The 13,431-nt window shown below is 73.1% G+C and carries 12 protein-coding genes; 1 reads left to right on the forward strand and 11 read right to left on the reverse strand.

The window, feature by feature from the left end:
- Positions 1–62: 62 nt before the first annotated feature.
- From MQV74_RS17160 to MQV74_RS17170, 3 genes are all read right to left on the reverse strand, one after another.
- Positions 63–968, reverse strand: a complete 906-nt coding sequence (locus MQV74_RS17160; RefSeq protein WP_242718627.1) for an anti-sigma factor family protein — start codon at positions 966–968, stop codon at positions 63–65.
- Complete coding sequence (locus tag MQV74_RS17165; RefSeq protein ID WP_138959997.1) at positions 965–1,534, reverse strand: sigma-70 family RNA polymerase sigma factor; 570 nt, start codon at positions 1,532–1,534, stop codon at positions 965–967. The genes MQV74_RS17160 and MQV74_RS17165 overlap by 4 nt, the downstream gene beginning before the upstream one ends.
- A gap of 199 nt (positions 1,535–1,733) precedes the next feature.
- On the reverse strand, positions 1,734–2,429 hold the full coding sequence (locus tag MQV74_RS17170; protein ID WP_242718629.1) for a CGNR zinc finger domain-containing protein: 696 nt from the start codon (positions 2,427–2,429) through the stop codon (positions 1,734–1,736).
- A 253-nt stretch (positions 2,430–2,682) separates the two neighbouring features.
- Here MQV74_RS17170 and MQV74_RS17175 point away from each other — a divergent pair, with 253 nt between their 5' ends.
- Positions 2,683–3,264 carry an anthrone oxygenase family protein gene (locus MQV74_RS17175; RefSeq protein ID WP_242718631.1) on the forward strand — a complete coding sequence of 194 codons (582 nt, stop codon included), beginning with the start codon at positions 2,683–2,685 and terminating at the stop codon, positions 3,262–3,264.
- Here MQV74_RS17175 and MQV74_RS17180 read toward each other — a convergent pair.
- From MQV74_RS17180 to MQV74_RS17215, 8 genes are all read right to left on the reverse strand, one after another.
- On the reverse strand, positions 3,216–4,355 hold the full coding sequence (locus MQV74_RS17180) for a uroporphyrinogen-III synthase (RefSeq protein WP_242718633.1): 1,140 nt from the start codon (positions 4,353–4,355) through the stop codon (positions 3,216–3,218). The two genes, MQV74_RS17175 and MQV74_RS17180, sit on opposite strands and share 49 nt — an antisense overlap.
- A 134-nt stretch (positions 4,356–4,489) precedes the next feature.
- The gene (locus tag MQV74_RS17185) at positions 4,490–5,836 is read right to left on the reverse strand and encodes a nitrate/nitrite transporter (RefSeq protein WP_242718635.1); all 1,347 of its coding nucleotides are present in this window, start codon (positions 5,834–5,836) and stop codon (positions 4,490–4,492) included.
- 198 nt (positions 5,837–6,034) lie between these two features.
- Positions 6,035–7,075 (reverse strand): hypothetical protein, encoded by a 1,041-nt coding sequence (locus tag MQV74_RS17190; protein ID WP_242718637.1) that lies wholly within the window; start codon positions 7,073–7,075, stop codon positions 6,035–6,037.
- Entirely contained in the window at positions 7,066–7,725 is a 660-nt protein-coding gene (locus tag MQV74_RS17195) for a hypothetical protein (protein ID WP_242718639.1), read from the reverse strand. The genes MQV74_RS17190 and MQV74_RS17195 overlap by 10 nt, the downstream gene beginning before the upstream one ends.
- A gap of 164 nt (positions 7,726–7,889) precedes the next feature.
- Positions 7,890–9,095, reverse strand: coding sequence for an acyltransferase family protein (locus tag MQV74_RS17200; RefSeq protein WP_242718641.1), 1,206 nt, complete (start codon positions 9,093–9,095; stop codon positions 7,890–7,892).
- Entirely contained in the window at positions 9,092–11,290 is a 2,199-nt protein-coding gene (locus tag MQV74_RS17205) for a bifunctional polysaccharide deacetylase/glycosyltransferase family 2 protein (protein ID WP_374120634.1), read from the reverse strand. Before MQV74_RS17205 ends, MQV74_RS17200 begins: the two co-directional genes overlap by 4 nt.
- Positions 11,287–11,994: a hypothetical protein gene (locus MQV74_RS17210; RefSeq protein WP_242718643.1), complete on the reverse strand. Its 708-nt coding sequence runs from the start codon at positions 11,992–11,994 to the stop codon at positions 11,287–11,289. The genes MQV74_RS17205 and MQV74_RS17210 overlap by 4 nt, the downstream gene beginning before the upstream one ends.
- 425 nt (positions 11,995–12,419) lie before the next feature.
- Positions 12,420–13,412, reverse strand: a complete 993-nt coding sequence (locus MQV74_RS17215; protein WP_242718645.1) for a LysR family transcriptional regulator — start codon at positions 13,410–13,412, stop codon at positions 12,420–12,422.
- Positions 13,413–13,431 lie beyond the last annotated feature (19 nt).

Below are 13,431 nucleotides of genomic sequence, written 5' to 3' on the forward strand. Positions count from 1 at the left end.
CCGTCGCCGGGCCGTGACCCGGGGCTTCGCTGGTCAGGGCGGTGGCGGGGGTCTTCGGGGCCTCAGACGTCCACCGACACGAGGCGTTCGCCGCCGAACGTGGTGACCTCGAAGCGGTCGATGTCGTCGCGGTCGAAGGCGGCGCCGCCGTGCACGTACAGCGGGTTGCGGGCCCACTTGTTCGAGCTGTCCTTGATGCCGTAGCCCCACTTGGGCACCGACCAGGACGAGACGGTCTCGCGCTTGCCGTCCTTGCCGACGGCGACGAGGGAGCACTTGAGCGGGCCCTTGACGTTCTTCAACTCCAGGACCGTGTGGGTGCCCCAGGCCTTCCTCTCGGTGCCGACCGTGGCGGTGACCTCGGTCTTCGGGTCGGTGGCGGACTTCTTCTCCTCCATGTGGTGGAAGAAGGCGTCCTCGGCGGGCGAGGTCGGGTGCGGGTCGATCGCCACCTGCCCCTTCGAGCCGTCGTCGCCGTCCACCGCGACGACCGCGAGCGGCCCGCCGACGATCAGCGCGGCCGCCGCCGCGGCCAGGAACAGACCGCGCCTGCGCCGCCGCGCGCGCCGCTCCGCGACCTCGTCCACGAGGCGTTCGGCCAGGCGCGGGCCCGGCCGGGCGGCGAGCTGCTCGCCGACGGCGGGCAGTCCGCGCGGGCGGGGCACGGCCGCGTCCGGAGCCTCGGGCGCGCCGGGCGACCCGGGCATCCCTTGTGCCCCTCGGGCCCCTTGTGCCTCTTGCGCCCCGGGGAGGTCCGCCAGGGCGGCCAGCATCGGCTCCATGCCGGCGAACTCCTCCAGCTGCCGGGCGCAGATCTCGCAGCCCGCCAGGTGCGCCTCGAACTCGGTGGCCTCCGCGTCGTCCAGGATGCCGAGGGCGTAGGCGCCGACGGTCTCGTGGACCGCGCCGGGGCCCCGCGGGTCGTGGCCCCCGTGGTCACGGCCGTGTGCGTCGTACGGCGTACTCATGCCGTCACCCCCCGCTCCTCCAGAGCCAGCTTCATCGAGCGCAGCGCGTAGAAGACCCGCGAGCGCACCGTCCCACTGGGTATGCCCAGCGTCTCGGCCGCCTCATTGACCGTACGCCCTTTGAAGTAGGTCTCGACAAGTACCTCCCGGTGCGCGGGAGTCAGGTCCTCCAGCGCGTCCGACAGCGTCATCAGCCACAGCGCCTTATCGATCTCGTCCTCCGCGGGGATGACCTCCAGCGGCGACGGGTCGACCTCCTGCGGCCGGGCCTGCCGGCTGCGGTGGCCGTCGATGACGATGCGGCGTGCGACCGTCACCAGCCAGGGGCGTACCGAACCGGTCGCACGGTTGAGCTGACCGGCGTTCTTCCAGGCACGGATGAGCGTCTCCTGCACGACATCCTCGGCGCGCTGCCGGTCTCCCGCCACGAGCCGGAGCACATAGGCGAGAAGCGGACCGGCGTGCTCGCGGTACAGCGCGCGCATCAACTCCTCGTCCGGCTCCGGCGCGGGCGCCGCACGATGTCGGTGCGGGCGTTCATCGGCCACGGCGGAATCCTTGCGCACGTCTGCCTCCGCTGTCCGCGCTTCGGCCCGGCTGGCGCCGGGCGCTTCGCTGAGTCGCCGTTTGTCTGCGGGCCGACTTGAGCTGGTCGCACAGTTCGCGCGCCCCTTCGGGGCGCTGCCGAACCACGCGCTGGCTGGTCATCAGGGACGTACGGACAGAGCGGGGGATGTGTTCAGGCAGCGGCGAGGTTTTCCTCGCTCACGCGGGCGCGAGTCCCGCCGCCCGCCGCCGGTGCCGGGCCACCCGCTCCCGGTTGCCGCACACCTCGCTGGAGCACCAGCGGCGGCGGTGCCCCCGTGACGTGTCGAGGTAGACCAGCGGGCAGCTGTCGCCCTCGCACCGGCGCAGCAGCGAGCGCGCCACCGGGTCGGTGAGCAGTTCGACGGCGTCCCGGGCGACGGCCGCGAGCAGCGCGGCGCGCCCCGGGGTGCCGTGCAGCGCGCGGACGAGGCTGCCGTCGGCGTGCCGGACGGCGCACGGCGCGGGCGGGGCCGCGGCGGCCAGCGCGTTCACCCGGGCGAGGGAGGCGTCGGCGGGCCGTCCCGCCAGCTCGCCGCCGACCAACCGGCCGATGTGCCCGCGCAGTTCGCGGAACCCGGCGAGCCAGGCCTGGTCGGCGTCCGGCAGCGGCGTGCCCGGCGGGAGCAGGCCCGCCCCGGCCAGCCAGGCGCCCAGCCGGTCCACGTCGTCGAGCCGCTCCACGGGGTGGTCCGTCGCGAGGAGGTCGAGGCAGATCCGTCCGGAGTCGAAGCGCAGCTCGCCGTACGCGACCTTGTGCGGGGGTTTGTGCGGGGGTGTGTACGGAGCCTGGTACGTCGCCTTGTCCGGAGGCTGGTACGGAGCCTTGTCCGGGGGCTTGTGCGGGGCCTCCTGGGGGGCCGCACTCAACGCCATGCGGGTGTCACCGCCTCGGGGTCGCCGGTGAGTTCGGGGGCCGGTCCGGTCCGTGCCGACGTGCGCGCGCGTGCCGTCCGTACGCCCGTCCGTACTCCTACAGTGCCCGTCCCGGGGCGGCTCTGGAACCCCTGCCACCGCGAGCGGACGCCCTCGTGGCAAGACGGGCGTCCCGGAGACGGGAGACGCACGCTTATGCCCCCGCGCTCGTCGGCCATGGCCCCGGCGGCGGCGCGCGGCTTGACTCGACGGCATGACGAACAACGGCACTCCCCGCACCGACCGGCCCACCAGCGGCGTCGCCCTGGGCGCGGCAGCGCTCACCACGGGCCTGATGGCCGGATCCTTCTACGTCTTCGCGTGCGCGGTGATGCCCGGCCTCGCGCGCAGCTCGGACCGCGCGTACATCGAGGTCATGCAGCACATCAACGACGTCATCCAGAACCCGGTGTTCTTCTTCGGCTTCTTCGGGGCGCTGTTGAGCACCGGGCTCGCCGCGTGGCGGCTGCGGCGCACGCCGCTGCGGTGGTGGGTGTTCGGCGCCCTGGCCGCGTACGCGCTCGCCTTCGTGCTCACCGCCGTGGTGAACGTGCCCCTGAACGACGACCTCGCCGCGGCGGGCGACCCGGCGCGGATCGCCGACCCGGCCGCCGTGCGCGCGGACTTCGAGGGCCCGTGGGTGGCGTGGAACATCGTGCGGGCGGCCCTGTGCACGCTCGCGTTCGGCCTGCTCGGCCGGGCGCTCGTGCTGCGCGGCAGGCTCCTGGGCGCGCAGGGCCGGGGCCCTCAGGCCCCGTACTTGGACCCGGAGGCCGGGTCGAGCGCGAGCCGGTAGCCCCGCTTGACGACCGTCTGGATGAGCCGGGGCACGCCGAGTGCCGTGCGCAGCCGGGCCATCGCGGTCTCGACGGCGTGCTCGTCGCGGCCCGCGCCGGGCAGCGCCCGCAGCAGCTCGGCGCGCGCGACCACCCACCCGGGCCGCCGCGCCAGCGAGCGCAGCAGCGCCATCCCCGCGGGCGGCACGGCCCGCAGCTCGCCGTCCACGAGGACCGCGTGCCCGCGGATCTCCACGCGGTGCCCGGCGACCGGCAACGCCCGTGCCCGCGCGGGCAGTTCCTGGCACAGCAGCTGGACGAGGGGACCGAGCCTGAACCGTTCCGGCTGGACGGTGTCCACGCCCAGGCCCTGGAGCGGCAGCGCGGTCACCGGGCCCACGCAGGCCGCGAGCACGTCGTGCGCCAGGGCGGCGCGCAGCTCCCCCGCCATCCCCCGGTCCTCGGCCCGCGCGAGCAGCGAGGCGGCGGCGGGCGCGCTGGTGAACGTGAGCGCGTCGACGCCGCGCGCCACGGCCGCGTCGAGCAGCCGGTCCACGGGCGCGAGGTCGGCGGGCGGCAGCCACCGGTACACCGGTACGAGGACGACGTCCGCTCCCCCGGCCCGCAGTGCCTCCACGAACCCGGGCAGCGGCTCGCCGTGCAGCTGGAGCGCGACGCGCCGCCCCGCGACGCCCTCGGCGAGCAGCCGGTCCAGGACCTCCGCCATCGACTCCGACGACGGCGACCAGTGCTCGACGAGCCCCGCCGCCCGCACGGCGCCCTTCACCTTCGGCCCCCGCGCGAGCAGTTCCACCCCGCGCAGCCGCGCGAGGAGCGCCTCGCCGTGGCCCCAGCCGTCGGCGGCCTCCACCCAGCCGCGGAAGCCGATGGCGGTGGTGGCGACGACCACGTCAGGGGCGTGGTCGATCAGCTCCTTGGTGGCGGCGAGGAGCCGCCCGTCGTCGGACAGCGGCAGGATGCGGAGCGCGGGCGCGTGCAGCACGGTGGCGCCGCGGCGCTGGAGCAGCGCGCCGAGCTCGTCGGCCCGGCGGGCGGCGGTGACGCCGACGGTGAACCCGGCGAGGGGACCGTGGTCGTGGATCACGTTCATGTCTGGCGTCCCGCTCGTCGTAGTGGCCCGTCGCCCCGCCGCCCTGTCGTGGCAGTCTCCGCAGGTCCACGGGCCATCGAGCCTGCCAACGCCCGGTGACGGGCCTGGATCACCCCGATGTCCGCCGTGTTACGTCACACCTCGGCGTACGACGGCCTCCGCTCGGCGCCCGCGGCGGCCACGGACCGCGTACGGGCCGCGGGCCCGCGCAGGTACACGGCCCAGGTGACCCCGAAGCACAGGGCGTAGAACGCGAGGAAGGAGACGTAGGCCCCGGTCCCCGAGCCGACGCTCAGGAACGACTGCCGGAAGGCGAGGTTGATCCCGAGCCCGCCGAGCGCGCCGACGGCCCCGATGAGCCCCATGGCAGCGCCCGAGAGCCGCCGCCCGTACCGGTCGGCGTCGTCCCCGGTGAGCCCCTCGCGCAGGGCCTTGGCCTGGAAGATGCCCGGGATCATCTTGTACGTGGAGCCGTTGCCGAGGCCGCTGAGCACGAAGAGCACCACGAACGCGCCGGTGAAGAGCCCGAGCGACGCCCGCTCGGAGGCCAGCACGACGACGCCGGTGGCCGCCGCCATGGCGACGAAGGTCCCCAGCGTGATCCGGGCCCCGCCGTAGCGGTCGGCGAGCCGCCCGCCCACGGGGCGCACGAGCGAGCCGAGCAGCGGCCCGACGAAGGTGAGCTGCGCGGCCTCCAGCGGGGTGCGTCCGAACTGGGTCTGGAGCACGAGGCCGAAGGCGAAGCTGTAGCCGATGAACGACCCGAAGGTCCCCACGTACAGGAACGCCATGATCCAGGTGTGCGGGTCGCGCGCGGCCGCCCGCACGGCCCCCGTGTCGTTGCGCACGGAGGCGATGTTGTCCATGAACAGCGCGGCGCAGACGGCGGAGACGACGACCAGCGGGATGTAGACGCCGAGCAGCAGCCGCGGCCCGCCACCGGCGCCGATGACGGCGAGCGCGACCAGCTGCACCACGGGCACGCCGATGTTGCCGCCGCCCGCGTTGAGGCCGAGGGCCCAGCCCTTCTTGCGCAGCGGGAAGAAGGAGTTGATGTTCGTCATGGACGAGGCGAAGTTCCCCCCGCCGATGCCGGTGAGCAGCGCACACGCCATGAACGTGCCGTACGACGTGCCGGGCTCCATGACGACGAACGCGGCCACGGTGGGCAACAGGAGCAGGCCCGCCGCGATGACCGTCCAGTTCCGTCCCCCGAACCGGGCCACGGCGAAGGTGTACGGCACGCGCACGACGGCGCCCACGAGCGTCGCCATCGACACGAGGAAGAACTTCCCCGCCGGGTCGATGCCGTACTCCGGCCCCATGAACAGCACCATGACCGACCACAGGGTCCACACCGAGAACCCCACGTGCTCCGAAAGCACCGAGAACGCCAGGTTCCGCCGGGCGACCCGCTCCCCCTCCCGCGCCCAGAACTCCGCGTCCTCCGGCTCCCACCGCGCGATCCACCTGCTCCTCATGCCCAGCCTCCCCGGCCAACGACGGTGCCCCCGAAGGTAGGGACGACGCGTTTCAGCCCTGTGCCGAGGGATGACCACGGGGGAACGTTGGGCTCACTACGGGGGGTGGGGGGTGGTGAGGGGGCGGGCCTGGGCCGCCGGATGCCCGCCCGGACCGGAGCCGGGGGCGCCTGCGCGGCCCCCGGGGCGGCCGCCGCGTCAGCGGTTCACGGACTGGATCTCCTTGACCACGACGTCCTGCCCCGCGCCGAACTCGCCGTCCGGCAGGTCGTCGCCCTTCTCCGTGGTGCTCGTCCAGCTGATCTTCCAGGTGACCGTGGCCTTCAGGCCGTACGTACCGTCCCCCGAGGACCGCAGGTACTTCACGCCGCACGGCGGCGTCTCCTCGCTCCTGCCCTTCGCCCAGGGCTCACCGATCCGCCCCTTCACCACGGCGCACTCCGCCGAGCCGGGGTAGGTCTCGGCATCCTTCGTCCCGGGCTCGATCCGCAACGAAACGGGCTTCGCCGTCGTCGTGGCCGAAAGCCCCGTCCCCGGCAGACTCGCCGTGACCGACACCTCCTTGAACTTCCCCTTGTCCAACCAGACCCAGGTCGGCAGATTCACTTTGGTCTCACCTTCGGGGGCCATGGTGATCTCGGTGCCGGGGATGGGGAGTTCGTCGTAGGCGTACTCCGCGAGAATTCTCGGGGTGACGGCAAGGGGCTCGTCAGGGGTCTCCTTCTCGTCGACCCAGAAGGGCGGCTTGTTGCAGGAGTTCACCTTCGGATCGTCGAGGCGATTCTCGTTCTTCACCGCCGCCCAGAACATCCCCTTGCCCTGCTTGTCCAGGTTGTAGTCCTTGTACTCGCCGTCCTTGTAGCGCTTGTCCAGAGCGTCTCCGAGAACGCTCCCGATGCCCCCGATGAACGGCAGCGAGTCCAGGCTGCGCAGCGCCTTCACCGTGGACTCGAGCTGCTTCGGCGAGAAAGCGGGCTCGTACCAGCAGGCGGGCGGCGTCCAGTTGCTGTCGGCAGGAGTGAGCGTGCCGGTCTTCGTGGAACGCGAGCTGCCGTTGGTCGTCGTCTGAATCTTCGTCCGCGCAAAGATGGTGCCGCCGTTCTTGCCACCCTTGCCGCTGCCCTCGATCGGCTTGCCGCCGCCCTTGCCGCCGCTCGCGTAAGCGTTGCCGTGCACCACCACGGCCAGCGCGAGCACCGGTACGAGCGCGCACCGAATCACCAGTCGGCTCACAGGCATTGCTTCGCCGCCTCGATGGACGTGACCGAAGTCGTCTGCCAGACCCCCTCGGCGTTCTTCTCCAACCTCGTGTTGAAGAACGCGTAATCCTTGTCCGAGGCCGGGATGGACCTGTCCACCTTCTTGGTCTTGCGATCCAGGGGATACGTCTTGCTCGAGTCCATGCAATAGGTCACCGCGGCGGTTCCCTTCTTGAGGATGGTGACGTTTCGCTGGTAATAGCGCGTCGTGCCGACGAACGACCTGCCCTCGTCATAGAAGCTCTTGATGTACGTGGCCGCCGACACCAGGGCATCCCCCGCCGAGTAGAACTTCAGCGCCGGGTGCTCCTTGGCGTTGACCGTGATCGCCTCATCGAGGGAGTCGATGCGCCGCTCGCTGTCCGCAAGGATCGCGTCCTTCTTCGCATCACCCGTTCGCCCGCCCTCGAAGACGTTCTTCACGTCCTTGGGCAGCTCGATCCGCGGGCGGTCTATCGCGTTGGCCGGTGCCTTCGGTGACGAGGTCGCGTGGTCGGGCTTGCCGTTGCTCGCGCCCTCGATCTCGTCGTCGTTCTTGGAGCCGCCGTCTCCGCCGCCGCAGGCGGAGAGTGACAGGACTGCGGCAGCGGTCAGAGACGCGGCAGCGAGCAGTGTGGGTCGGCGGTTCACAGTCAGCTCCCATGGGACGTGGGTTCACTTGAGTGAACCCACGCTATCCACGGGCAAAGCGGCGCGCGACGGTGAGGTTTGCCGAGGACGGGGGCACATGGGGGCATACCCCCGCCGCGCGGCGGGGGTTGTTGCGGAACGGTCGCAGAACGCGGGAGCCCGGGTCACGCCCCCTTGGCGGGACGCCCCCCGCGGCGCCGCTTCGGGGCACCGTCCGGCCACACCCGCGGGCTGCGTCGCGCGGCCAGGTCCTCCACCCAGCCCACAGCCAGCACCATCACTCCGATCAGCGGCCACACCAGCATGAACATCCACATCGTGTACGTCGAGTCGAGCGCCGCCATCGTCCGCTCGGTCATGAACGGGACGTCGTACGCCATGTCGATCAGTGGGACCGTCGCCATGATCAAGAGGTTGTGCCAGAGATAGATCGTGACGGCGCGGTTGTTCGAGAGGGTGATGAGTCCGTCCCACCTGGCCAGGCGGCCGGGGAGTCGGTGCCAGGCGGGGGAGTAGACGAGAAGGACGACGACGAAGCCCAGGGACCAGGTGGCCTGGGCGAGGGGGATGTCGTTGAGGTCCCAGCCGTCGGGGCCGAGGTGGCCGGAGGCCCACCACAGGCCGAAGGCCATGGCGAGGGCGGCGAGGGAGACGGCCAGATAGCGCGGGACGCGCGCGAGGACGCCCTCCTGGTGGGCGAAGCCGAGGATCCAGCAGCCTCCGTAGACCGCGAAGTCGGAGACGGCGTTGCCCGTTTCGCCGGGGATGCGGACGAGGTCCGTGGACAGCAGGGCCGTGAGGGCCAGGGGGGCGAGGAGCGTCGGCCAGGGGGCGCGGCGAAAGGCCCGCAGCAGCAGGGGGGAGGCGAGGACGAACCACAGGTACGCGCGGAGGTACCAGAGCGGGCCGACCGCCTGCACGGCCCAGGTGTCCTCCAGGAGGCCCGCCTTGTCGCCCAGGTGCCAGGGGAAGGGCGGCGCGCCGACCGGCAGGACGTAGCCGGCGAGGCTCAGCAGGCCCCAGGTGCCGCCGTGGTCGGGGTCGTCGCCCGGCTTCCAGCCCGCCGCGAAGAGCAGGAACAGCGCGACCGCGCCGAACAGCCACAGGGGCGGCAGCAGGCGGCGCAGGCGGGACGCGATGACCTGCCGCGCCGGCCGCTTCAGGGAGCGGGCCGTCAAGGAGCCCGCGAGCGCGAACATGACGCCCATCGAGGGGAACAGGATCGTCAGCCAGGCCCAGCCGAAGAGGTGGTAGACGACGACGCGGACCAGGGCGAGGGAACGCAGCAGGTCGAGGTAGCGGTCCCGGGGGGCCGGGGCCGAGGGGGCTTCCCGCACGGGAGGCTCCCCCACGCGCGTGGGGTGGGTCATGCCACCGACCCCCCTTCCGCGCCGCCCCGCCACCGCCGCGGCGGCGCGCCCGGCGCCTCCACCACGCCCGTGCGGCGGAGCTTCTGCCAGCGCAGCCGCCCGCCGGTGAGGGCGGTGATCCAGGACTGGAGCAGGACGACGTACATCAACTGCCGGTAGAGGACCTGCTGGAGCGGCAGCGAGATGAGGTGGGTCATGGGCTCGCGGTCGAGGCGGAAGGCGTACGCCGCGCACACCGCCTGGACGGCGAGGACGCCGAGCCAGGCCGCGACCGTCTTCTGGGTGGGGCCGAAGACCAGGCCGTAGAGGAGGAAGACGTCGATCAGCGGGGCGAGGAGCGGGGCCAGGACCATGAAAAGGGAGACCAGGGGCAGGCCGACCCGGCCGAAGCGGCCCGAGGGGCCGGAGTCGACGAGCGCGCGCCGGTGCTTCCAGATCGCCTGCATCGTGCCGTACGACCAGCGGTAGCGCTGGGACCACAGCTGGCGGACGGTCTCGGGGGCCTCGGTCCACGCGCGGGCCCTCTCCGCGTACACGACGCGCCAGCCGTCGCGGTGCAGGGCCATCGTGATGTCGGTGTCCTCGGCGAGCGTGTCGTCGCTCATGCCGCCGACCCGCTCCAGGGCGGAGCGGCGGAAGGCGCCGACGGCCCCGGGGATGGTCGGCATGCAGCGCAGCACGTCGTACATGCGGCGGTCGAGGTTGAAGCCCATCACGTACTCGATGTGCTGCCAGGCTCCGATGAGCGAGTCCCTGTTGCCGACCTTCGCGTTGCCCGCCACCGCGCCCACGCGCGGGTCGCCGAAGGGCTGCACCAGCTCCCGTACGGTCGACGCCTCGAAGACGGTGTCGCCGTCCATCATCACGACGAGGTCGTGGCGCGCGTTGGCCAGACCCCGGTTGAGCGCCGCGGGCTTGCCCGCGTTGTGCTGGCGCACGACGCGTACGTCCGGCAGGCCGAGATCCTCGACGATGCGGGCGGTGCCGTCCGACGAGCCGTCGTCGACGACGACGACCTCGATGGGGTGGTCGCTCGCCATGAGGGAGCGGACGGTGTTCTCGATGCACTTCGCCTCGTTGTACGCGGGCACGAGCACCGAGACCGGCTCCGTCACGGGCGCGCCCCACCGGAAGCCGCGTTTGCGGACGCGACGGGTGTGGATCGCGGAGAGCACCAGCATCAGGGCGAACCGGCCGAGGACCAGGAAGCCGATCACGGCGAGGCCCACGACCAGGATGTCCGTGACGTACTCGGACGCGGTGACCAGGGCGATCCAGATCCGGCCCTGCCAGAGCGCGAGGCCGCGCGCCTGGGCGTGGGCGCTGGGGGCGTGCAGGGCCTCGGTGAGGTTGGTGAACGCGTAGCCCTCGCGCTGGAGCTTCGGCAGGAGGCGGCCGAGCGCCGCCACCGTCTGCGAGCGGTCGCCGCCCGAGTCGTGCATGAGGACGATGGCGCCCTTGCCGTCCGCGGGGGTCGCGCGGCGGACGATCTCGTCGACGCCGGGGCGCTTCCAGTCCTCGCTGTCGGTGTCGTTGACGACGGTCAGATAGCCACGGCTTCCGACGTGCCGCGCGACCGGCCACGACGCGTTGTCCATGGCGTCGGCGAAGGAGGAGTACGGCGGGCGGAAGAGCGAGGTTCGGATGCCCGCGGCGCCCGCGAGCGCCAGCTGGTTCTGGGACAGCTCCCGGTCGATGCGGCCCTTCGACTGGTACGACAGGTCGGGGTGGTTGAAGGTGTGCAGGCCGACCTCGTGGCCCTCGCGGACCATCCGCGCGACCAGGCCGGGGTGGCGCGAGGCCATCGTGCCGGTGACGAAGAAGACGCCGTGCGCGTCGTGTTCGGCCAGGACGTCGAGGACCTTCGGGGTCCACTGGGGGTCGGGGCCGTCGTCGAAGGTCAGCACGACGTGGTGGTCGGGCACGCGCAGGGTCTTCTGGCGGTCCCCGCGCGTGTCGATGACCGGGCCGCCCCGCAGGATCTCCCGGGGGACGTGGTCGGTGGCGGCGGGCGGGCGGACGCGGTGGTCGGCGAGGATCTCGCTGTGCACGTACCCGCGGAGCAGCAGCATCGCGACAAGGGCCACGAGCAGGAGGCTGGGCAGGAGATAGCGCATGGGGAGGCGGCGGCCCGCGCGGGCGGGGGCGCGTTCGGCGCGGTGGGCCGCACCGCGGCCGCCGGAGCGGGAGGTCATGGCTGGGCCTCCTGGGGTGGGGTGGCGCCCGCGCCGGTCACGGGCTCGGCCCCGGAGGAGGCCTCGCCGCCCGCCTGCGCGCCGCCCGCTTCCGCGCCGTCACCGTCGCCGTCGCCGCCATTCCCGCTCCCGCTCCCACTCCCGCTCTCGGCCTCGGCCTCGGGTGACGGGGCGGACGGGGCGGCAGGGGGCTCGGGGTCCTGTGTCGGCTCGGGGGCCGGGGGTTCGGGGTCGCTCGTGGGGGCCGGGGCGGGGGCTCCGCCGCCGTCCGTCGGGCGGGGGGCGGGCCGCTCGCCGCGGCGGGTCGGGGCCGGTGCCGCGGGGCCGCCCGGCTCGCCGCCGTCGTCACGGGCCTTGGAGGGCGCGGCCGCCCCGGGGCCGCCGGAGGGAACGACGACCCGCTCCGGGGCCGTACCGCTCGTCGTCCGCGAGGGCCCGGGCGAGGGCGTCCTCCCGGACGAGGGGGCCGCTTCGGGCGAACTCGTGGATTCCGACGGCCCGTCCGGCGTGTCCACCTTGCTCGCGGGCTTCTCGTCCGCGGGGTCGGGCACGGGCAGCCAGGGCGCGCTGGAGTTGCCGGAGGCGAGGGTCGCGACGATGACGACCGCGTACCCGGCGCAGGCCAGGCCGACGAAGGTGCCGATGCGGCGGTATCTGCGGCCGCGGCGGCCTGTCTCGTCGACGAACACCGGCCTGTCGGCCATGTCTGTGGTGTCTGAAACTGTTCCCATGACATGGGTGTCACCGGCACCACCGGGAGACTCCCCCGCCAAGTGCCGCCCCACACCGTCGATCTGGACCGTGACCTCGTGCGGGTCGTGCGCGTACCCCGCCGGCGCGAGGGTGGGGCCCAGCGGTTCCACCCTCGGGCGACCGCGCGGGTCTGCCGGGGAATCGCCTGGTAGATCGCCTGTCAGCACGCTCGTCGGGTCGTTCGACAGCGTGTTCTCCCGCCACTTCTCGCCGCGCACGCGCAACCCCCCAATGGACCGGTGCGGGTGCGCGTACGACGCTCCGGGCCTCGCCGTCCGGACCGGGCCCCCACCCGGCCCGAGCGCCCCTACTATCACACCGCACCCGGGCGACGAATGTAGCGCACGCCGGGGACAGCTGTGTTTTTCCGCCAGTCTTAACTCACCATGATGAGTGCATCGTTGTCTGGAATCCACGCATTCGTGGGCTTGACCAGCCAGCCTTCCGCCGCGGCGAGTTCGGCCGCCGCGCGCCGCAGCGCGTCGAGACCGGGGTGGTCGAGACCGCGCCGCCACACCAGGGACACCGGGGACAGCGGCACCGGGTCGACGAGCGGCCGCAGCACGCATCCGGGCAGCTCGGGGAAGCCGACCACGGCGAGCACGGGGTTGCGGTGCTTGGCCATGATCCGCGCGAACTCCTCGGGCCCGACGGCCAGCGGGGCGGGCGGCGCGACCTCGATGCCCCGGCCCGCGAAGAGGCGTGCGGCCAGGTCGGTCCACTCCAGGGTGCGGTCGTTGCCCGCGCCCGCGTACACGCGCTCGCCCGCGAGCCGGGCCAGCGGCACCTCCTCCAGGGCCGCCAGCGGATGCCCGGCCGGGAGCAGCACCGCCATCGGCTCGTACCGTACGGGCTGCTGCGCGAGCCCGGCGCGCAGGGCCGCGGACAGCCCCGCGTACCGGCCGAACGACGCGTCGATCCGGCCCGCCGCGATCTCGGCCGCCGCGCCCGTCAGACCGCTCTCGAAGCGGGCCATCAGCTCGCAGTGCGGGGCCAGTTCGCGGGCCCGTTCCAGGATCCGGCCGAAGACCAGGCCGGGGCTGTTGAGGTCGACAAGCAGGGGGCGGGCGGCGGCCGTGCTCCCGCGCGCGAAGGCGGCCGTCAGCTCGTCCTGCGCGGCCAGGACCCGCCGGGCGTGGGGCAGCAGCCGCTCGCCGTCGGCCGTCAGAGCGACCTGCCGCGTCGAGCGCGCGAACAGGTCCGTGCCCAACTCCCGCTCCAGGCGCCGCACATCGCGGCTCAGCGCCTGCTGGGCGACGTAGAGGCGGGCGGCCGCCCGCGTGAAGTGCAGTTCCTCGGCGACGGCGACGAAGGCGCGGAGCAGCCGCGGCTCCACATCACGGGATGCCCCGGGCGGTGAGGTGACCATCCGGGGAACTTACAACGCG

Source organism: Streptomyces sp. AN091965, from assembly GCF_022698285.1.
In the GTDB taxonomy this organism is placed as follows: domain Bacteria; phylum Actinomycetota; class Actinomycetes; order Streptomycetales; family Streptomycetaceae; genus Streptomyces.

Excerpts from the sequence above, each read along its gene's own strand:
- MQV74_RS17200 (WP_242718641.1), bottom strand. The coding sequence starts at position 9,095 with ATGACCCACCCCACGCGCGTGGGGGAGCCTCCCGTGCGGGAAGCCCCC.
- MQV74_RS17180 (WP_242718633.1), bottom strand. The coding sequence starts at position 4,355 with ATGAACGTGATCCACGACCACGGTCCCCTCGCCGGGTTCACCGTCGGC.
- MQV74_RS17210 (WP_242718643.1), bottom strand. The coding sequence starts at position 11,994 with ATGGCCGACAGGCCGGTGTTCGTCGACGAGACAGGCCGCCGCGGCCGC.
- MQV74_RS17175 (WP_242718631.1), top strand. The coding sequence starts at position 2,683 with ATGACGAACAACGGCACTCCCCGCACCGACCGGCCCACCAGCGGCGTC.
- MQV74_RS17160 (WP_242718627.1), bottom strand. The coding sequence starts at position 968 with ATGAGTACGCCGTACGACGCACACGGCCGTGACCACGGGGGCCACGAC.
- MQV74_RS17215 (WP_242718645.1), bottom strand. The coding sequence starts at position 13,412 with ATGGTCACCTCACCGCCCGGGGCATCCCGTGATGTGGAGCCGCGGCTG.
- MQV74_RS17205 (WP_374120634.1), bottom strand. The coding sequence starts at position 11,290 with ATGACCTCCCGCTCCGGCGGCCGCGGTGCGGCCCACCGCGCCGAACGC.
- MQV74_RS17190 (WP_242718637.1), bottom strand. The coding sequence starts at position 7,075 with ATGCCTGTGAGCCGACTGGTGATTCGGTGCGCGCTCGTACCGGTGCTC.
- MQV74_RS17185 (WP_242718635.1), bottom strand. The coding sequence starts at position 5,836 with ATGAGGAGCAGGTGGATCGCGCGGTGGGAGCCGGAGGACGCGGAGTTC.
- MQV74_RS17170 (WP_242718629.1), bottom strand. The coding sequence starts at position 2,429 with ATGGCGTTGAGTGCGGCCCCCCAGGAGGCCCCGCACAAGCCCCCGGAC.